Genomic DNA, 18893 nt, shown 5'->3' with positions numbered 1-18893 from the left:
GCCGATGTCCGCTCACGACAGCCTTGACCTGGTGATCCGCCGCGCGGACGTGGTCACTGCCTCCGACCGCTTCCGCTGCGACATCGGCGTGCGCAACGGGCAGATCGTCGCGCTCGGCCACGCGCTGCCTGAGGTACCACCCGGCGCGCGCGAGATCGATGCCGATGGCCTGCTGGCGCTGCCCGGCGGCGTCGACGGCCATTGCCACCTCGACCAGCCCATGCCCGACGGCCTGCGCATGGCCGACGACTTCTTCACGGGCACGCGCGCCGCGGTGTGCGGCGGCACCACCACTGTGATCCCGTTTGCCGCGCAGGAGAAGGGCGCATCGCTCAAGGCTGCCGTGGCGGACTACCATCGCCGCGCGGAAGGCCGCGCGGTGATCGACTACGCCTTCCACCTGATCGTGGCCGACCCCACGCCGGCAGTGCTGGCCGATGAGCTGCCGACGCTGATCCGCAAGGGCTACAGCTCGTTCAAGGTCTATATGACCTACGACGACCTGAAGCTGTCTGACCGCGAGATGCTGTCGGTGCTCGACGTCGCCAAGCAGAACGGCGCGCTGGTGATGGTGCATGCCGAGAACGCCGACTGCATCTCGTGGCTGACCGACAAGCTGGTCGGGGAAGGGCGCATCGCACCGCGCTTCCACGGCCTGGCACGGCCCGCCGCGGTGGAGCGCGAGGCCACGCACCGCGCCATCACCTTTGCCGAACTGGTCGACGTGCCGATCCTGATCGTGCATGTCTCGGGCAAGGAAGCGATCGAGCAGATCCGCTGGGCACAAGGCAGGGGGCTGCAGATCCTGGCCGAGACCTGCCCGCAGTACCTGTACCTGACCGCCGACGACATGGCCCTGCCCGGCGACGACGGCTACGAAGGCGCCAAGTGCGTGTGCAGCCCGCCGCCGCGCGACCCGGAGAACCAGGCCGCGGTATGGCGCGCGCTGACCAATGGCGTGTTCAGCGTGTTCTCGTCAGACCATGCACCGTTCCGCTATGACGACCCGCAAGGCAAGCAGCCGGGCGGCGAACGGCCTTCGTTCGAGCATATCCCCAACGGCGTGCCGGGCATCGAGACGCGCCTGCCGCTGCTGTTCGACGGCGTGGCACGCGGCAAGCTGTCGCTGCACCAGTTTGTCGAGCTGACCTCATGGCGGCCGGCGCGGCTGTATGGCCTGTATCCGCGCAAGGGCACCATCGCCATCGGCGCGGATGCAGACATCGTGCTGTGGGACCCGAACAAGCGCGTGCAGATCCGCAACAGCGCGCTGCACCACGCGGTGGACTACACGCCGTACGAAGGCATCGAAGTGACCGGCTGGCCGGTGCATTGCTTCTCGCGCGGCGAGATGCTGGTGCGCGATGGCCAGTACCAGGAACCCCAGGCCGGACGCGGGCAGTTCCTGCCGGCGGGCGCGCCGATGCTGGGCTGATCGCCACGCCTGCAGCCAACCCATTCCGAACATGAAACTCCTGATCGTCAATCCCAATATCAGCGAATCCGTCACGGCGCTGATCGAGGCGGAGGCGCGCCGCACCGCGGCCGCCACCACCACGCTGCAGATGGCCACCGCGCCCTTCGGCGTGGCCTATATCGAAACGCGCTTCGAGGCGCTGGTCGGCGGCTATGCCACCGCCTGCGCCGCCGCGGAACACGCCGGCCAGTTCGACGGCCTGGTGGTCGCCGCGTTCGGCGACCCCGGCCTGGCCGGGCTGAAAGAGCTGTTCGACGTCCCGGTCGTCGGCATGACCGAAGCGGCGCTGGCCAGCGCCTGCCTGCTGGGGCAACGCTTTTCCATCATCGCGATCTCGCACCGCATCCAGGCGTGGTACCGCGAATGCGTGGCGGCCAACGGCCTGTCGTCGCGGCTGGCCAGCGTGCGCTCGCTGCAGGAGCCCCTGCGCGATATCGGCAGCGTGCAGGAAGACCATGCCGCGCGGCTGGAGCAACTGGCGCTGCAGGCCATCGAGCAGGACGGCGCCGACGTGATCATCGTCGCCGGCGCGCCGCTGGCGGGACTGGCGCGCTCGCTGCAAGGGCGCATCCCGGTGCCGGTGGTGGATGGCGTGTCCAGCGCGGTGCGGCACTGCGAATCGCTGGTGGCCCTGCGCCCCGGCAGCGCCACGCAGGGCAGCTTCGCGCGGCCGCCGCGCAAGCCCAACGCCGGCCTGCCGCCGGCGCTGGCAAAGCTGCTCAACTGAGCGCAAGCGAGCGCGCAAACTTAGCCCTGTGCAAATCTGCAATGCGCGTCCGCAAGGACGCGCATTGCTGCATAAAGGGGGGCGATCCTAGACTGCCTGCACAGCCGCCGCATGGCGTGGCGGCCAGGCAACCACCACAGGATCGCAATGAAGCTCTACTACACTCCCGGCGTCTGCTCGATGGCCGTCCATATCGCCCTGCGCGAAGCCGGCCTGCCGGTCACACTGGCCAGGGTCGACCTGCACCACCACAAGCTGGCCGTGCCTGAAAACGGCACCGACGACTACTACACCATCAACCCGCGCGGCTACGTGCCGCTGCTGCAGCTCGACGACGGCTCGCGCCATACCGAGGCGGCATCGCTGCTGCAATACATCGCGGACATGGTGCCCGAACGCGCGCTGCTGCCCGCCGCCGGCACGCGCGAGCGGCTGGAAGCCACCGGCTGGATCACGCTGGTCTCAACCGAGCTGCACAAGGTCTTCAGCCCGTGGCTGTGGCACAAGGAAACCGCACAGAGCACGCAGGACGAGTGCAAGGCCAGGCTGCACCGGCGCTTTGCCGAGCTCGACCAGCACCTGCAAACCCGCCAGTACCTGACCGGCGACAGGTTCACGGTGGCGGATGCGTACTGCTTCACCATCGTCGGCTGGGCCCGTATCCTGAAGCTGCCGCTCAACGACTACCCGGCGCTGCAGCAATACCTGTCGCGCGTTGCGGCACGGCCGGCGGTGCAGGAAGCGATGCGGGCCGAAGGGCTGGTGCGCGACTGATCCCAGCCACGCGGAAAATCGCTCGCTCAGCGCTGCGCGCCGAGCAGCGATTCGATCTTCGCCACCAGTTCCTTGTCGTCCGGCCTGGTGCGGCTGCCGTAGCTGGCCACCACCTGGCCGTCGCGGCCGATCAGGTACTTGTAGAAATTCCACTTGGGCGTGGTGCCGGTTTGCTTTGCCAGCAGCGCGTACATCGGGTTGGCATCGCTGCCGCGCACATGCGACTTGCCGAGCATCGGGAACTTGACGCCGTAGGTGTTGTAGCAGAAGTCCGCGATCTCTTTCTGCGAGCCGGGTTCCTGCGAGAAGTCATTGGACGGGAAGCCCAGCACCACCAGCCCGCGCGCGCCGTACCTGGCGTACAGCGCCTCCAGCCCCTCGTACTGCGGCGTGAAGCCGCAATAGCTGGCGGTATTGACCACCAGCACCACCTTGCCGGCGTACTGGCACAGGTTCTGCGGTGCATCGTCCTGCAGGCGCGGGAAGGTAAAGTTGAGCGAGGCGGGGCAGGCGCCCGCGGCAGGCGCCGCGGCGGGCTTGTCGGCGGCGCGCGCGGGTGCCGGCAGCAGGACGGTGCTGGCCGCCGCAAGGGTCAGGGCGGCAGCCAGGCTGGAAAGCAGGGGACGACGGATCATGGCGACGGGGCTCCGGTGGTCGGCTCGCTGTATCGGGTACGCGTAGTTTACGCCGATGGCGGCCGGCCGGATGCGGCGCCCGTCAGTCCATCGCCAGCGTGGCCGCGTGTTCAGTGACGCCGCTGCGCAGTTCCAGGTCCGGCATGCGGCGCACGATCAGCAGCGCCAGCACTGCCGCCGCCGCGCCCGCGGCAAAGATCAGGTGGAAGCCCGATTCCACGCCGCCCGCCAGCACCGCGCGCACCGACGGCGACAGTTGCGCAAAGGCCTCGCTGCCGTGGCGCAGCGCGCCCAGGTCCAGCGCCTGCGTGACACCCGAGGCCGCCAGCGCATGGCGGAATTCCAGCGTCAGCAGCGTGCCGGCAAGCGCCCCGCCCAGCGCGCTGCCGAGCGAGCGCAGCACCAGCAGCGCGCCCGTGCCGGCGCCGGTGTCGCGGCGCTCCAGCGCGTTCTGCACGCTCATCAGCGTGGCCACCATGGTCATGCCCAGGCCCACGCCGGCCAGCGTCATTGCCGCCAGCACCACCGCCAGCGGCACCGCCGGCGTCACCAGCGCCAGTGCGATCAGCCCCAGCGCGCCGGCGATATAGCCGCCGGTCAGGATGCCGCGCATGCGGCCCACGCGCGGCGCCAGCCACGCCACGATAAAGTTGCCCGCCACGGTGGCCAGCAGGAACGGCATCACCAGCAGGCCGGAGGTCGATGCATCGGCGCCGCGCACCAGCTGGAAGTGCAGGGGCAGGGCGAAGATGCACAGGAAGATATCAAGCGCGGCCAGCGCCGAGGCGGCCACGCCCATCACATAGGCACGGTTGGCAAACAGGCGCGGCGGCAGCATCGGGTCCGCGGCGCGGCGCTCCTGCCAGGTCAGCAGGACCACCGCGGCCACTGCGGCCAGGAGCAGGGCGCCCAGTTCTGGCGAGAGCCAGTCGTAGACGTCGCCGCCCCAGCTCATCGCCAGCAGGAAGGCGACGATGGCCACCGCCAGCAGCAGCGCCCCCAGCCAGTCCACGCGCGCACGCCCGCCACGCGGCGGCAGCATGGCCAGCCCGCGGTAGCACATGAACATCGCCAGCAGGCCCAGCGGCACGTTGACCCAGAACAGCCAGCGCCACGACATATGGTCAGAGACCCAGCCGCCCACCAGCGGCCCGGCGATCGACGCCACCGCCCACACCGTGGCCAGGTAGCCCTGGTAGCGCCCGCGCTGGCGCGGCGCCACCACATCGGCAATGGCTGCCTGCGCCAGCGACATCAGGCCGCCGCCGCCCACCCCCTGCAGCGCGCGGAACAGGATCAGCTGGCCCAGCGTCTGCGCCAGCGCGCATGCCACCGAGGCGCCGATAAACAGCGTGATCGCCACCATCAGCAGGCGCCGCCGGCCAAAGCTGTCCGACAGCTTGCCATACAGCGGCGTGGTCACCGTCGACACGATCAGATACGCCGTCACGATCCACGACAGGTGGCTGAAGCCGTTCAGGTCATTGGCAATGGCCGGCACCGCCGGGATCACCACGGTCTGGTCGAGCGCGGCCAGCAGGATGCACAGGACGATGCCGCCGATCACCCGCATCACGGCGCGATGGTCGTGGGCGGGCAGGGCCGGCGTGGTGTCCTGGACGGATACGGCGGAAGAGGGGGAAGACATGGGCAAGCACGAAACCGCAGCAATGTGCGGCAAAAGCAACGTCAAATGCAGGGAATCTCGGCCGGGAAACCACGCAAAAGAGAGGGCGATGCCGTTGCGGGTGGCCTAATTCAGCGAACGCATAATTATATGCGGCCAGCGCATATCGTGCTTGCGACGAGATGATCGGGACCTGGACTAGTTGTCGACCGCTTCAGACCAGCGTGCTGGGCCCTCTCCCGCGCGACGGAGAGGGCGCAATCGACAAGCGCAAGGCCTCAGCGCGGCCACGGCGAACGGCGCGAAGCCTAACGCCCGCCGCCAGTGATGTAATGCTCCAGCTGCTCGATGATGAACTGCTGCTCGGAGATGATGTCCTTCACCAGGTCGCCGATCGAGAGCATGCCGATCAGCTCGTCGCGCTCCATCACCGGCAGGTGGCGCAGCCGGTGCCGGGTCATTAGCGCCATGCATTCGTCAGTGGTCTGGCTGCCGCCGACATAGATCACCGCGGTGGTCATGATGTCGCGCACCAGTGTCTCGCGCGAGGTGCGCTGCATCAGGATCACCTTGCGCGCGTAGTCGCGCTCGCTCAGGATCCCCTTGATCTCGCCTTGCTCTATCACCAGCAGCGCGCCGATGCCTTTTTCCGCCATCAGTTGCAGCGCGGCGTAAACGGTTGCCGTGGGCGGGACGCTGTAAATGGCCTGACTCGGCTTGGACTCCAGAACCTGGCGTGCGGTTTTCATCACCAACTCCTTTTCGGTCGAGAATGCGGTGCCTGCTTCGATGCCAATGCAATCAGAGTAGCAAAGGAACGCGCGCCCTCACAGGGTGACTTACGCTAATCTTTGTAAGCAATGCTGTGACGCACGCATGGCAGCCGTGGCGTCAGGGCCGCGAACCGGCACCCCGCATGGGGCCCCTGCCTCACTCCGTCAGCATCCGCACCTTCACCTTCTTGCCCTTGACCTTGCCGGCATTGAGCCGCTTCACTGCCTCGCGCCCGATGCTGCGCTCCACCGCGATATAGGTCGACATCTCCAGCACATTGATCTTGCCGATCTGCTCCTTGGTGAAGCCCGCGTCGCCGGTCAGCGCGCCCAGGATATCGCCGGGGCGGATCTTCTCCTTGCGGCCGCCCAGCATCTGCAAGGTCACCATCGGCGGCAGCAGGCGTTCATCGCCGGCGGGCCTCAGGTCGGCGAGCGGGTGCCATTCGAATTCGCCGCCGTGGTGCTGTTCCAGGTTGCCCACGCGGCCCATCTCGTCCATGCTGACCAGGCTGAAGGCCCAGCCTTCCTGGTCGGCGCGGCCGGTGCGGCCGATGCGGTGCACGTGGACTTCAGGATCGGGCGTGATCTCGACATTGATCACCGCCTCAAGCTGCGCGATATCCAGCCCGCGCGCGGCGACGTCGGTGGCCACCAGAACCGAGCAGCTGCGGTTGGCAAACTGCACCAGCACCTGGTCGCGCTCGCGCTGCTCCAGCTCGCCGTGCAGCGCCAGCGCCTGGTAGCCCTGCGCGCGCAGCAGCTCCACCAGCTCGCGGCAGCGCGCCTTGGTATTGCAGAACGCCAGCGTGCTCACCGGCCGGAAGTGGTCCAGCAGGCGCCCCACTGCGCTCAGGCGCTCGCCTTCCTCGACCTCATAGAAGCGCTGGCGGATGGTGCTGTTGTCATGCGTCGACTCCAGCTTGACCGACTGCGGGTTGCGCAGGAATCGGTGGCTGAGCTTGTCGATGCCGGGCGGGTAGGTGGCAGAGAACAGCAGCGTCTGCCGGTCCTTCGGGCAGCGGCTGGCCACATAGGCGATGTCGTCGAAGAAGCCCATGTCGAGCATGCGGTCGGCCTCGTCCAGCACCAGCGTGTTGATGCCCGACAGGTCCAGGCTGCCGCGGTCGATGTGATCCAGGATGCGGCCGGGCGTGCCCACCACGATATGCGCGCCATGGATCAGGCTGTCGACCTGCGGCCGCATTGGCGAGCCGCCGCACAGCGTCAGCACCTTGATGTTCTCTTCCGCGCGCGCCAGGCGGCGGATTTCCTGCGTGACCTGGTCGGCCAGCTCGCGCGTGGGGCACAGCACCATCGCCTGCACATCGAAGCGGCGCGGATCGAGCCGGTGCAGCAGCGCGAGTGCGAAGGCGGCGGTCTTGCCGCTGCCGGTCTTGGCCTGCGCCACCAGGTCCTGGCCCGCCAATGTGATCGGCAGGCTGGCCGCCTGGATCGGCGTCATTTCGTCATAGCCAAGCTGCGCCAGCGTGGCGAGCATGGTGGGCGACAGCGGCAGGGTGGAAAAAGCGATGCCGGCTTGCGGCTGGGCGGGGGTCGAGTTCATGCGCGATTATAGCGACCAGGGATGTCGATCCGTCAGTCATCGGCCGGCGGCGTCCAGTCCAGCCGCGCCAGCAGCGCCTGCGCCGCGGCCGGCGCGCGTTCCTTGGCGCCGTTGATAAAGAAGACAAAGACCTCGCGCTTGCGCGCGGCGGGCTTGCGGTCTTCCACGGCCGGCAGGTCTTCCGGCTGTCGGCCGTGTGCCCAGGCGCGCGCGCGTTCTGCCCATGCATCCAGCGCCTTGGGCGCGTAGCCGGCCTTCAGCTTCCCGCTGCTGGCCATCAGCCGCGCATAGACGAAGTCCGCGGTGAGATCCGCCATCGACGGGAACTTGGGTGAATCCGTAAAGACCGTGGCGGCCTTGTACTTGCGCGCAAGCTTCAGGTAGTCCGGCGACAGGAAGCTGTCGTGCCGCACTTCCAGCACGTGGCGCAGCTTCACGCCTTCCACCGAATCCGGCAGCAGCTGCAGGAAGGCCTCGAAGTCTTCCGCATCGAACTGCTTGGTCGGCGCGAACTGCCATACCACCGGCCCCAGCTTGCGGCCCAGCTCGGCAATGCCGCTGTCGATAAAGCGTTCGATCGATTCACCGGACTCCGCCAGTACGCGCCGGTTGGTGGCAAAGCGCGATGCCTTCACCGCGAACACGAAGTCATCCGGTGTCTCGTCGCGCCATTTGGCGAACGAGGTGCGCTTCTGCGTGCCGTGATACGTGCTGTTGATTTCGATCGCGCTGAGGTGGCGGCTGGCATAGGCCAGTTCACGCGCGTGGGGCAGGCCGGCGGGATAGAAGTTGTCGCGCCACGGGGCGAAATTCCAGCCACCGATGCCGACGCGCACCGGCTTGGCGGACGTAGAGGCGTTGCGTGCCTTGGCCTTGGGCGTGGCCCCGGACGTTGTTGCAGGCGTGGATGCGGCTTTCGCCGCGGTGCGTGCTGCCATGGCGCGATCTCCCGAAACGCGAGACTGGCAGTCTAGCGGGAAACCACGGCAAGCGGTGGCTGCGCGTCAAGGCCCGCTGCCCAGACAAAAAGGCCGAAAGAGGGCAACGCCCCCTTCCGGCTTCCTGCCTGACCCCCCGGAGAATCAGAACGTGAAGTTCACCAAAGCGTCCGCGGCGCTCACATCGGCCGGCTTCGTCTGCACGGCACCGCTGGCGCTGGTGGCCTGCACACTGTACTTGCCCGCGGCAGCGCCATCCGGCGACAGCGGGATCGGCAGCGCGGCCTGGTAGGTGCCGATCACCGGCGCGGCCACCGGCAGCGCCGGCTCGCCCGTGAACAGGCTGTAGGCGCCGGTATCGCTTGCGGCAGCCGTCGCCGCGATCTCAAAGGTGCCGCCGCTGACCAGTTGCAGCGCGCGCAGGGTCGCTTCTGCCGAAGCCGGCGTCACCGTACCCGAAACGCGGCGATAGGTCGATGCAGGCAGCGTCATCGGCGCCGCCGCGGTCGAGATCGCCGTGGGCGTGCCCACCACCACCGGCACGCTGCGCACGATGCCCGCCGCCTTGCCATTGGTCGTACCCGGCACCACCACCACATCCACCGTGCCGGCCGTGCTGCTCTGCTCGATCGGCACCAGCCGGAAGTTGCCATTGGCATCCGCCACCGTCGACTTCACCACCACGCCGTTGCGCTCGGCATAGACACGCGCGCCCGGCGCGCCGCTCACCACGCCGGTGACTTCGCCGCTGACCGTTGTCGGGATCGCCGACACCACCGGCTTCAGGCCATAGGTGCCGTTGCCGCGCGTGACGACCGACTTGCACGCGTCAAAGTCCAGCACCAGGTCGGTCAGCGTATCGCGTGCCACCGTGAACGGCCGGTTGATCTTGATGCCGGACTGCACGGCGCTCGGCGTATCCAGCGCTTGCTCGGTGCCGCCGGTCGGCACCACCGAATTAGCCAGCGCACCGGCGCCGCCGCCACGGTTGGCATCGAGCACCAGGCGCACCTGCTGGTAGTTGCCGGCAGGCAGCGCGGTCTGGCCCAGCACCGTCATCACACCATTGGTCAGCGACAGCAGGTCGATCTTGCGTGCCGGCACGACATCGATATCGACCCAGCCCGCGGCGCTTGCCTCGGCGCTGGCGCTGCTATGCACGCGCACCTTGTTGACGGTCACGAAGACGTTGTTGAAACCGCAGGCCGGCGCATCGGTCATCGAGACCTTGAGCGTCCCTTGTCCGGCGCCATCATCGCCGCCACCACCGCCACAGGCAGCCAGCGCCAGGGCGCCGCTCAGGGCAAGGATGCGCAGCGGCGCAGAAGTAAAAGAACTGACTGACACGATAGTTTCTCCGCTTTGTTTGTGGTCTGATCCGAGAATATGTTGCTGATCGAATAACGGCTGTAAGTCTTTGTAATGCGTTGTGAAAAAGTCAGCAGCTTGCCTGCATGACCGGTCAGCAAGGCTTGACGAAGATGTGCTCTCGTTCAGGCCGCGTCCGATGCGCTGCGACACGCGTTCTGCTGCGGCAGCTGTCGTGCTGCCACGCGCCCGCATCGGCATCAACCGCTGCGTTGCAACGCAGCTTGTATTGCAACGCATCGGAACAGCGTTTGATCGCGCCGACCCCCCGCTCCGGCAGGTCCGCCGCGCCGGCGACACCATGGGCGAGATCGTCAGCCACGTCTACAGGGTGACCGGCATTATTTCAGAGATCAATCGTGCAGCCGCGGAACAGACCCGTAGTATTCAATAGATGAATATATCGGTGAGCCAGCTGGATCAGATCGTGCCGCGGAGAATGGCCCCGCCAAACTCCACAGAGTCCAAAAAGGGGCCTTGCGAAACGCTTGTTCAGGGCGGAACGTCAGTCCGTTGGAAGCCCGTGGGCATGCTTCCTTCCACCAATCGCCCCCGACGCCGCCGCCCGCAGAATCCGCCTGAACGTCGGGCACTCCATATGGCTTGGCGCCGGACAAACCGCCGCATGCCGCAATCCGTCGCGCATCGCAGTCAGCTTGCGGATGGTCCGGTCCAGCTCATCCACCTTGGCCGCCAGCATCTGCCGGTCGATGCGCGGCTGGCCCTGTGGCGAGAACATCTGCGCAATGTCATCCAGCGAGAAGCCGGCGGCGCGCCCCAGTGCGATCAGCGCCAGCCGCTCCAGCACGCCGGCATCGAACACGCGCCGCATCCCGCGCCGGCCGATTGAGGCGATCAGCCCCTTTTCCTCGTAGTACCGCAGCGTCGAGGCCGGCACGCCAGCCTGCTGGGCCACTTCCGCAATATCCAGGCTTGTCACCGCTTGACCTCAAGTCGACTTGAACTGGCACAGTGTAGCTTCCATGCCAGGACGGCGTGCAAGGGGATATGACCATGGATGTGCAACAACAGACCCGCAGCATCGGCGGCGACCAGGCCGCACTATGGAACGGCCCGTCCGGCCATGCCTGGGTCGCGGAGCAGACGGTGCTCGACGACATGCTCCGGCCGCTGGAAGGCCTCCTTGTCGATACGGTCGGCAAGACCTCTGCGCAGCGTGTGCTCGATGTCGGCTGCGGCACCGGCAGCACCACGATCGCGCTGGCGCGCAAGCTCGGCACGCTGGGCAGATGCACCGGCATCGATATTTCCGAGCCGATGCTCGCCGCTGCACGGGCACGCGCGCAGCACGACGGCTCGACTGCCAGCTTTATTCGCGCCGACGCGCAGGACTACGCCTTCGCCCCAGCAAGCTTCGACAGCATCGTGTCGCGCCTGGGCGTGATGTTCTTCAGCGATCCGGTGCGGGCCTTTGCCAACCTGCGCCAGGCCGCAACACCGGACGCCACGCTCCACTGCATCGCCTGGCGCAGCGCCGCGGAGAACCCATTCATGACCACCGCCGAGCGAGCGGCCGCACCGCTGCTGTCCAACCTGCCGCCGCGGCAGCCGGGCGCGCCGGGGCAGTTCGCCTTCGGCGACCGCCAGCGCGTGCAGGCCATCCTGGAAGCGGGCGGCTGGACCGGGATCGATATCCAGCCGGTCGAGCTCGCCTGCACGCTGCCGGAGCCTGCGCTGGTGGACTACCTGTCCCGCCTGGGTCCCGTCGGCCTGGCCCTGCGCGAGACGGATGCAAGCACCCGCGCCAGGGTCATCGAAACCGTCCGCGCGGCATTCGAGCCTTATGTTCATGGCGCAACTGTGCGCTACACCGCTGCTTGCTGGATGATCACAGCCCGGACTTCGGCTCCATCACAGTCGGCCGGGGAGACTGCCCATGACTGATACAGCGATGGCGCTCCTGTTCAATGCAATCGTGATCGGCACCGGCGCAACGCTGGCGATGGACGCCTGGGCCTTCCTCCGCAAGCGGTTCATGGGCGTCCCTGCGCTGGACTATGGACTGGCAGGCCGCTGGCTCGTGTGGCTGCCGCGAGGGCGCCTTTGCCACCATCCCATCGCGGCATCGCCACCGGTGCGCGGCGAGCGCGCGATCGGCTGGATCGCGCATTACCTGACCGGCATCGTATTCGCGGCCATTCTGCTGGGGCTATGGGGACTCGACTGGGCGCGTCATCCGACGCTGGCACCCGCGTTGATCGTCGGCATCGGCAGTGTGGCGGCACCGTTCCTGCTGATGCAGCCGGCGATGGGTGCCGGCATCGCTGCAAGCCGCACGCCACGGCCAAATGTGGCACGGGCGCATAGCCTGGTGACGCATGCGGTGTTCGGGCTGGGGCTCTATGTGGCGGGTTGGGTTGTGAGCCTGGTAGCAGGATCGATCTGACAAACGGATACAGCGGCAGACCACCATGCCCGCAGCTTTCGGGATTTGTGGCCTCGGCTACGCATCCGAGACCGCGCGTAAGGTTCGCTACACAGTTCTGTGGGATAGCGAACCGTAGATTGCCAGCGCCGTTCCAGAATAGAAGTCCATCGGCGCCCGCTTTAGCGCCGGTCGATCCCCACTATCCCGGGCGACAGGATGACAAGGCTTTCGGGCCGTCTGGCCGCGTGCATCGCGTTCGGTCTTCTGCTGGCTGCCAGTGCGCAGGCGTCGGATATCGCCTGCAAGACCACGATGCGTCCTTCCCGCTGCGACGATCCGCTCGCCGCCGGCACGTCCTGCCTGCAGTCAGTGCCACATGCCGCCGACCTGATCTGCGACCACGCGATGCTCCAGCGCGAACATGAGCGCATCCATGCGGACCAGCAGCGCCAGCTGCGCGCCGGCGCGATCCATGGGAGCGACATCGCCGCCTGGCGTGAGCGACGGGACGCCTGCACGTCGGTGACATGCCTGGACAGGGTCTTTGCCAGTTGGCGCCGGCAGCCAGGCAAGAAGCCACCCCCTCGGGCTGCCGCGCCGCGACCAACGCCGCCGGCGGGGCGGGCGCGAGAGGTGTCGAGGAACAAGCAAGCGGCGGTCAGGGTCGAGGCCTCGCGGCCAGCCGTCGCGCCACCACCTCCAGCGGCTCAACCAGTAGCGGAGCAGGCTCAAGCCCGGCCACCGTCAGAGGCGTTAGCCGAACCGGGGACTCAAGCGCACCCTGTGCTGATCCAGAGAGCCTCCGGCCCGACGCTCCAACAGGCTTCCATCCGGCCGACGCTGGCGCCGCAACCACGCGGCTGGGCATCGCTGGGCACGCTGGCTTGGCTGGGCATGTGCGGCGCGGGCATCGCCTGCTGGTCCCGGCGCATGCGAGGCGAATGGCTGCCGGGGGTCAGCCGCCTGCGCGAGCGGACACGGGATGCGCCGCCCATCGTGCTGTTGGTGAGCGGACTGCTTGCCTTGAACGGGGTGCTGCTGTTGTGCGTCCTGGCGGCGAGCCGGCCATTTTCGTAAGCTCACGCCGTCGCCGGGCGCCTCATTCCGGCAGCGGGTACTTCCTGGCGTTCAGCTCCATCTTGGCGCGGATCGCCGCGTCCAGGTCCACACCCAGCGCTGTCACCAACTGCGCCAGGTAGATGGTGATATCGGCAAGCTCCTGCTCCACATGGTCGCGCTCGTCGGTGGACATGATGGCGCGCGATTCCGCGTCGGTCTGCCACTGGAAGATCTCGACCAGCTCGGACACCTCCACGCTCAGCGCCATCGCGAGGTTCTTGGGGCTGTGGTACTTGCCCCAGTGGCGGGCCTCGCCGAAGGCATGGGCGGCTTGCTGGAGGTTCTTGATGTCGATCAGGGGCATGGTGGTGTAGCGATAGCGGTTCTCTGCGCCCCGGCATGCGCCGGCGCAAGACGCAGATTTAATCACGACCCGGCCACCCTCGACATCCGGGCCGCCCGAGGCTTACCCTTCGCTTGTGCATCCACCGCCGCAACGGAGGTTCACCATGCGCCCGACTCCCGGCCTGGCAATTGCCACGCTCGCCGGCACGCTCGCCTACCTCGCCATCGCCATCGCAGGTTGGGGCGGCATCGCCCCCTTCTTCGCGCACCCGGCGCGCGTGGCCCTGACCCTGGTGCTGTTCGCCCTGTCGATCGCGGCACTCTTCTCGGGCGGCAACATCAGCAGCGGCATGCGCGAGGACCGCGGCAACCGCTGGGTGTTGGCAGTCTTTGGCGTGCTTGGGCTGCTGGCGGCTTACCTGCCGCCTTATACCGACCGTATCGGTTTCTGGACACTGGATGGCGACGCCATGCGCTGGATCGGCGTGGCGCTGTTTGCCGGCGGCGGCGTGCTGCGGCTGTGGCCGGTGTTTGTGCTGGGGCGGCGCTTCAGCGGGCTGGTGGCGATCCAGCCAGGGCACACACTGGTGACCACCGGGGTCTATGGCGTGATCCGGCACCCTAGCTACCTCGGCTTCCTGATCAGTTCGCTGGGATGGGTACTGGCCTTTCGCTCCGGCGTGGGCGTGGTGCTGACGCTGCTGATGGTGCCCGCGCTGCTGGCGCGCATCCGGGCCGAAGAGGCGCTGCTGCTCGACCAGTTTGGCGACGCGTACGCATCGTACTGCGCCAGGACCTGGCGCATGCTGCCCGGTATCTACTAATCCATCGCGGCGTAGCGATGCCACCGCACCTGGCCGATCAATCTGCCAGTCGCTGGTGCGCTTTCTTAATTTGTCGTAACAAAACGTATCATACTTGCGTAATGCGAATCATTGCGATTAGCATCACGATTCATTAAGCACGCTTAGCCAAAACATCTCCAGCTGCACAACCAGGTTCAAGGTTCCTAATTCATGCAAGAAATCTTCGTACTCGCCCATGTACCGACCGCCCCCGTCAACGAAGGCTTCCTGCCGGCGGCACGGACACTCGGGCTCTCCGTCATCTTGCTGACCGACTGCGCCGATGCGCATCGCGCCCACTTTGCCAGTGCTGGCTTGCCCGCCTATCCGGATGACGTTGTCTCGTGCGACGTCTTCAACCCGCTGGCGGTCATCGATGCGATCACCCGACGCGGTGGCAAGCCCGCGGCGGTCTACTCCAACAGTGATCACCTGCAGACGGCCACGGCAATTGCGGCGGCTTACTTCGGCCTGCCGGGCAAGGACTGGCGAACCACCTACGCCGCCAAGAACAAGGCGGAAATGCGGCGGCGGCTGGCGGAGTCGGGCATCGACACGCTCTGGCACGCGGTCGTCTGCGATGCAGACGGCCTGGCGGCCCTCGCCAATGTCCCGATGCCGTGCATCGTCAAGCCGCGCGAAGGCGTGGCCAGCCAGCAGGTCAGCCTGGCGCGCAGCCACGCCGAGCTTGCCGTGCATTGCGGCGCAATTTGGGCCCGGCACCCGGGTCAGGCCCTGTTGCTGGAGGAATACCTGGAGGGTCCTCTGTTCACGCTGGAGACGCTGGGCGATGGCAAGGAGATCCGCGCGCTGGGCGGGTTCCGCGTGAGCCTGTCGCCGCCGCCGTACTTCGTTGAACTGGAAGCCGTATGGGGCACCGGCCTGCCCGCCTCGGTCGAGGCTGAAGTCCTGGACACCATCCGCCGCTTCGGCATCGGCTTCGGCGCCTGCCATACCGAATACGTGCTGACGCCGAAAGGCCCGCGCCTTATCGAGATCAACTACCGCAGCATCGGCGATTACCGCGAGTTCCTGCTGTCCGACACGCTCCAGTTCCCGCTGTTCGAGCAGGTCCTGCGCCTGCACCTTGGCGAGGCCCTGCCTGCGCTCGAGGTGCCGAAGCGGGCGGCCTGGATCCGCTATTTCACGGCCCAGTCGGAAGGCACGCTGCGGCATGCGCCTGCGCACAGCCAGCATGAAGGCGACGGCGTGCGCCTGACCTACCAGCCCCTGCGCAAAGTGGGCGACGCCATCCAGCTGACCAACTCCAACAAGGACTACCTGGGCGTGCTGCGCGGCAGCGGTCCGGATACCACGGGTCTCGCCGCCGCCGTGGAGCTGGCCAGCAGCAAGCTCGCCTGGGAGATCGCGTAATGACCGCACGCCTGCCTGACCAGCCGGGCCTGTCCGCCGCGACCCCGGATGCGGATGCCGCCTATATCTGCGTCCGCGTCGTCGACACCCTGCTGCGCGAAGATGTCCGCGCATGCGTCAGCCGCGGCGAGGTGCACGGTGCCGATGCCGTACCGGCCGCCACCGCGCACGGTTTCGACGCCAGCCAGCAGTGGCTGCGCGTGGCGCACCTTGGCGCCGGCACCCTCTGGATCCCGGTGACGCCCACCCGCTACATGCAGGAATGGCGCCTGACCCGCCTGCCGCTGCTGCGCGGTGACGTCGGCGCGTGCTCCGCGCTGCATGACGTCGACACCATCCTCTCAGCATTTGCCGGCAACCTTCCAGCCGAAGAAGAACGCCTGTTCACCGCCTATGGCGACGAATGCCGTGCGGCTGTCGAGCACCGCAAGGCTTCGCTGGCCGAACGGGCGCGCTGGTTCGCGCAGCCGGACAGCGCAGACGGCCACGCGCTGCCGGGATGGGACCAGCGCATGCTGCACTACGACCGTGTCGCGGGCTTTCTGGACCACCCCTACTATCCCACCGCGCGCGCCAAGCTTGGCTTTGCCGCCAGCGATCTGGCCCACTATGCGCCCGAGTTCCAGCCGGTATTCGCGCTGAACTGGCTGGCGGTCCCGCGCGAGCGCCATCATCGCAGTGGCGAGACGCTGCCGCCAAACTGGCCGGATTTCGCCGATGTCGGCCTCGATCCCGCGCTCGCCCGCTCGCATGCGCTGGTGCCCGTGCATCCGTTCGTGTGGCAGCATCACCTGGACGGCTTCATGGCCGAAGCCGGGCTCGACGGCCAGGTCATCCGCGCCCCGCGCGCGTACCTGCGCGTGTCGCCCACCCTGTCGGTGCGCTCGCTGGTCCTGCTTGATGCGCCCGAATGGCACGTCAAACTGCCGCTCACGATCCGCACCCTGGGCGCCAAAAACATCCGCACCATCAAGCCCAGTACCATCGGCGACGGGCATCGCATCCAGTCACTGCTCGGCGATATCGTCCGGCGCGAACCGGGCCTCAACGGGCAGGTGCTGTTTACGGACGAGGCCAATGGCACCCATGTGGACCAGCGCCCGTTCCTGGGCTACATCCTGCGCCGCTACCCCGGACAGCAACTGGCGAACGCTACGGTGGTGCCGGTGGCCGGCCTGTTGGCGGAAACCGCCGGCGGCATGAGCGTGGCCGAGGAACTCGCCGGCCGCTACCACGGCGGCGATCTCGATGCCTGGTTCGACGCCTACCTGGCGCTCACGCTGCAGCTGCACCTGACGCTGTGGCTGCGCTACGGTATTGCCCTGGAGTCGAACCAGCAGAATTCGATGCTGGTCTACAGCGACGAAGGCTTGCGCCTGCTGCTGAAGGACAACGATGCCGCACGCATCGACCGCGGCACGCTCGCGCGCCGCTGGCCGGCCCTGTCGGCGCGTCTCGATAGCCTGGAAGACCAGCGCATTGGCGTAGCCGAGGCGCTGCCGCTGGCACAGATGTTCGTCACCATCACGCTGCAGCTGAACATTGCGGCGCTGGTGGAAGGCCTTGCGCAGCGTGGCGGCACCGATCCCGCCGCGGGCTACGCGCGCGTGCAGCGCCATGTGGAGGCCGTGCTTGCCGACCTGGACGCCGCCGGCGAAGACACCGGCTTCGCGCGCCAGGTGCTGCTTGACGACGAGCGGCTGCACCTCAAGTACCTGCTGACCGCGGCGTCGCTGGTGGAGAAGGCGCAGACCGGCGCGACCGACGTCAACAAGTTCTACGGCAAGCGCGCGCCCAACTTCCTCCGGGTGGCCACATGAGTACCGGCACGCGACAGGTGGTCGCGGTGGTCATGCTGTGCCATTTCATCGCCGCGTTTGCGGCGCTGGGCATGCCGCCTTTCTTCGCGCTGATCCTGCAGCGCTCGCTGCACAACGACGTGCCGTGGCTCGCGGGCGCGTTCTACGTGGTGCCGACGCTGCTGGCAGCGGTGTCGGCGCCATGGTGGGGCCGGCTTGCTGACCGCTTTGGCAAGAAGCGGCTGCTGATGCGCGCGCAACTGGGCCTGGCGGCAAGCTTCCTGCTTGCCAGCTACGCCACCAATTCGTTCGCATTCCTGACGGCGCTGGTGCTGCAGGGCGTGCTGGGCGGCACGTTTTCGGCCTCCAATGCCTACCTGGCAACGGTCGCCAGCGGTACCACGCTCACGCGCAGCCTGACGGCGATGCAGTGGTCCGCGCGCGCCGCGCTGGTGGCGGCACCCGCCTGCCTGGGCCTGTGGATGGGGGCGGAATCGCCGATCGTGCTGTACCGCTGCCTGGCGTTGCTGCCGCTGGCCGCCGCGGCGCTGATCGCATCGCTGCCTGCGGGCGAAGGCGCCAGCGCTGCCAAGCGCCCGGCAGCACGCGCCGGCGATGCAAGCGCCGCGGCGCCAGCCTCGCCGCGGCAGATCTACGTATTGCAGTTCGCGTTCGTGTTCGCCACCGTCGTGACGTTCCCGTACTTCATCCCTGACATGCAGCAGCGCATGCCTGTTCTGTCCGCGGCCACGGCCGGGCTGCTCTTCGGCCTGCCACACCTGGTGTACCTGGCCGCCGCACCGCTGCTGTCACGGCGGCTGGGGCTGGCCCCATCGCTGGGGCTGCTCGCCACCGCCTACGGCACGCTGGTGATCACCCTGCTGGCACAGGCGGCGCCGCTTGGCCTGCCGGCGCTGGTGGCCTGGCGCCTGCTGATGGGCACCGCCATGACGGTCGGATTCATCGCCCTGCACGCGCTAGTGGCAAGCATGGTGCACGCCGGCAACGCCGGCCGGACCTTTGGCTGGTTCGAAAGCAGTTCGAAATGGGGCGGCGTCGTGGCCGGGCTTGGCGCCGGCGCGGCAGTCAGCCTGGCCGGCCAGCGTGCGCCTTACCTGCTCGGCGCGGCGCTGCTCGCGCCGGCCGTCGCTTACCTGATTTTCTTCGCCAGGCAGCGGATGAGCACACTCTGATCC

The 18893-nt window shown here is 67.6% G+C and carries 19 protein-coding genes; 11 read left to right on the top strand and 8 right to left on the bottom strand.

Going from position 1 to position 18893, the window contains the following annotated elements; all coding sequences use genetic code 11:
- The first annotated feature begins 4 nt into the window (after nt 1-4).
- The 3 genes from hydA to gstA all read left to right on the top strand — a co-directional run bounded on the left by hydA (nt 5) and on the right by gstA (nt 2978).
- Complete coding sequence (hydA, locus tag A3A5_RS0130900) at nt 5-1435, top strand: dihydropyrimidinase (RefSeq protein WP_018314316.1); 1431 nt, start codon at nt 5-7, stop codon at nt 1433-1435.
- A gap of 31 nt (nt 1436-1466) precedes the next feature.
- Nucleotides 1467-2204, top strand: a complete 738-nt coding sequence (locus tag A3A5_RS0130895; protein ID WP_018314315.1) for an aspartate/glutamate racemase family protein — start codon at nt 1467-1469, stop codon at nt 2202-2204.
- A gap of 147 nt (nt 2205-2351) precedes the next feature.
- A complete protein-coding gene (gene gstA, locus A3A5_RS0130890) occupies nt 2352-2978 on the top strand; it encodes a glutathione transferase GstA (RefSeq protein ID WP_018314314.1) in 627 nt (208 codons plus the stop codon).
- A gap of 26 nt (nt 2979-3004) precedes the next feature.
- On the opposite strand, the gene A3A5_RS0130885 is transcribed toward gstA, so the two are convergent.
- The 6 genes from A3A5_RS0130885 to A3A5_RS0130860 all read right to left on the bottom strand — a co-directional run bounded on the left by A3A5_RS0130885 (nt 3005) and on the right by A3A5_RS0130860 (nt 9865).
- Complete coding sequence (locus A3A5_RS0130885) at nt 3005-3613, bottom strand: glutathione peroxidase (protein ID WP_018314313.1); 609 nt, start codon at nt 3611-3613, stop codon at nt 3005-3007.
- Between the two features lie 82 nt (nt 3614-3695).
- Nucleotides 3696-5186 (bottom strand): MFS transporter, encoded by a 1491-nt coding sequence (locus tag A3A5_RS0130880; protein WP_018314312.1) that lies wholly within the window; start codon nt 5184-5186, stop codon nt 3696-3698.
- Nucleotides 5187-5548: 362 nt separating this feature from the next.
- Nucleotides 5549-5989: a CBS domain-containing protein gene (locus tag A3A5_RS0130875; protein WP_018314311.1), complete on the bottom strand. Its 441-nt coding sequence runs from the start codon at nt 5987-5989 to the stop codon at nt 5549-5551.
- A 181-nt stretch (nt 5990-6170) separates the two neighbouring features.
- Nucleotides 6171-7580, bottom strand: a complete 1410-nt coding sequence (gene dbpA / locus A3A5_RS0130870) for an ATP-dependent RNA helicase DbpA (protein WP_018314310.1) — start codon at nt 7578-7580, stop codon at nt 6171-6173.
- Between the two features lie 32 nt (nt 7581-7612).
- On the bottom strand, nt 7613-8518 hold the full coding sequence (locus A3A5_RS0130865; RefSeq protein ID WP_018314309.1) for a DUF72 domain-containing protein: 906 nt from the start codon (nt 8516-8518) through the stop codon (nt 7613-7615).
- 144 nt (nt 8519-8662) lie between these two features.
- Nucleotides 8663-9865 (bottom strand): DUF4382 domain-containing protein, encoded by a 1203-nt coding sequence (locus A3A5_RS0130860; protein WP_018314308.1) that lies wholly within the window; start codon nt 9863-9865, stop codon nt 8663-8665.
- 196 nt (nt 9866-10061) lie between these two features.
- On the opposite strand from A3A5_RS0130860, the gene A3A5_RS43725 reads away from it, so the two are divergent.
- A complete protein-coding gene (locus A3A5_RS43725) occupies nt 10062-10280 on the top strand; it encodes a hypothetical protein (RefSeq protein WP_198293189.1) in 219 nt (72 codons plus the stop codon).
- A 111-nt stretch (nt 10281-10391) separates the two neighbouring features.
- Here the strand turns inward: A3A5_RS43725 and A3A5_RS0130850 are convergent, their stop codons facing one another.
- Nucleotides 10392-10826 (bottom strand): helix-turn-helix domain-containing protein, encoded by a 435-nt coding sequence (locus tag A3A5_RS0130850; protein WP_018314306.1) that lies wholly within the window; start codon nt 10824-10826, stop codon nt 10392-10394.
- A 74-nt stretch (nt 10827-10900) separates the two neighbouring features.
- Between A3A5_RS0130850 and A3A5_RS0130845 the strand changes: the two genes are divergently transcribed.
- The 3 genes from A3A5_RS0130845 to A3A5_RS45160 all read left to right on the top strand — a co-directional run bounded on the left by A3A5_RS0130845 (nt 10901) and on the right by A3A5_RS45160 (nt 13352).
- Nucleotides 10901-11791, top strand: a complete 891-nt coding sequence (locus A3A5_RS0130845) for a class I SAM-dependent methyltransferase (RefSeq protein ID WP_035814080.1) — start codon at nt 10901-10903, stop codon at nt 11789-11791.
- The gene (locus tag A3A5_RS0130840) at nt 11784-12293 is read left to right on the top strand and encodes a DUF2938 domain-containing protein (protein ID WP_026201308.1); all 510 of its coding nucleotides are present in this window, start codon (nt 11784-11786) and stop codon (nt 12291-12293) included. Before A3A5_RS0130845 ends, A3A5_RS0130840 begins: the two co-directional genes overlap by 8 nt.
- Nucleotides 12294-13058: 765 nt before the next feature.
- Nucleotides 13059-13352 carry a hypothetical protein gene (locus A3A5_RS45160; RefSeq protein ID WP_018314302.1) on the top strand — a complete coding sequence of 98 codons (294 nt, stop codon included), beginning with the start codon at nt 13059-13061 and terminating at the stop codon, nt 13350-13352.
- A 22-nt stretch (nt 13353-13374) separates the two neighbouring features.
- On the opposite strand, the gene A3A5_RS0130825 is transcribed toward A3A5_RS45160, so the two are convergent.
- On the bottom strand, nt 13375-13698 hold the full coding sequence (locus tag A3A5_RS0130825) for a nucleotide pyrophosphohydrolase (protein ID WP_018314301.1): 324 nt from the start codon (nt 13696-13698) through the stop codon (nt 13375-13377).
- A 145-nt stretch (nt 13699-13843) separates the two neighbouring features.
- Here A3A5_RS0130825 and A3A5_RS0130820 point away from each other — a divergent pair, with 145 nt between their 5' ends.
- The 4 genes from A3A5_RS0130820 to A3A5_RS0130805 all read left to right on the top strand — a co-directional run bounded on the left by A3A5_RS0130820 (nt 13844) and on the right by A3A5_RS0130805 (nt 18890).
- Entirely contained in the window at nt 13844-14503 is a 660-nt protein-coding gene (locus A3A5_RS0130820) for an isoprenylcysteine carboxylmethyltransferase family protein (protein WP_018314300.1), read from the top strand.
- A 192-nt stretch (nt 14504-14695) separates the two neighbouring features.
- Nucleotides 14696-15898: a siderophore biosynthesis protein gene (locus A3A5_RS0130815; RefSeq protein ID WP_018314299.1), complete on the top strand. Its 1203-nt coding sequence runs from the start codon at nt 14696-14698 to the stop codon at nt 15896-15898.
- Nucleotides 15898-17718, top strand: coding sequence for an IucA/IucC family siderophore biosynthesis protein (locus A3A5_RS0130810; RefSeq protein WP_018314298.1), 1821 nt, complete (start codon nt 15898-15900; stop codon nt 17716-17718). The genes A3A5_RS0130815 and A3A5_RS0130810 overlap by 1 nt, the downstream gene beginning before the upstream one ends.
- The gene (locus A3A5_RS0130805) at nt 17715-18890 is read left to right on the top strand and encodes an MFS transporter (RefSeq protein WP_018314297.1); all 1176 of its coding nucleotides are present in this window, start codon (nt 17715-17717) and stop codon (nt 18888-18890) included. Before A3A5_RS0130810 ends, A3A5_RS0130805 begins: the two co-directional genes overlap by 4 nt.
- Nucleotides 18891-18893 lie beyond the last annotated feature (3 nt).

The sequence above is a fragment of the Cupriavidus sp. UYPR2.512 genome, assembly GCF_000379565.1.
In the GTDB taxonomy this organism is placed as follows: Bacteria; Pseudomonadota; Gammaproteobacteria; order Burkholderiales; family Burkholderiaceae; genus Cupriavidus.
Note: the sequence above shows the minus strand (reverse complement) of the source record. Positions and strands in the feature narration are given on the sequence as shown.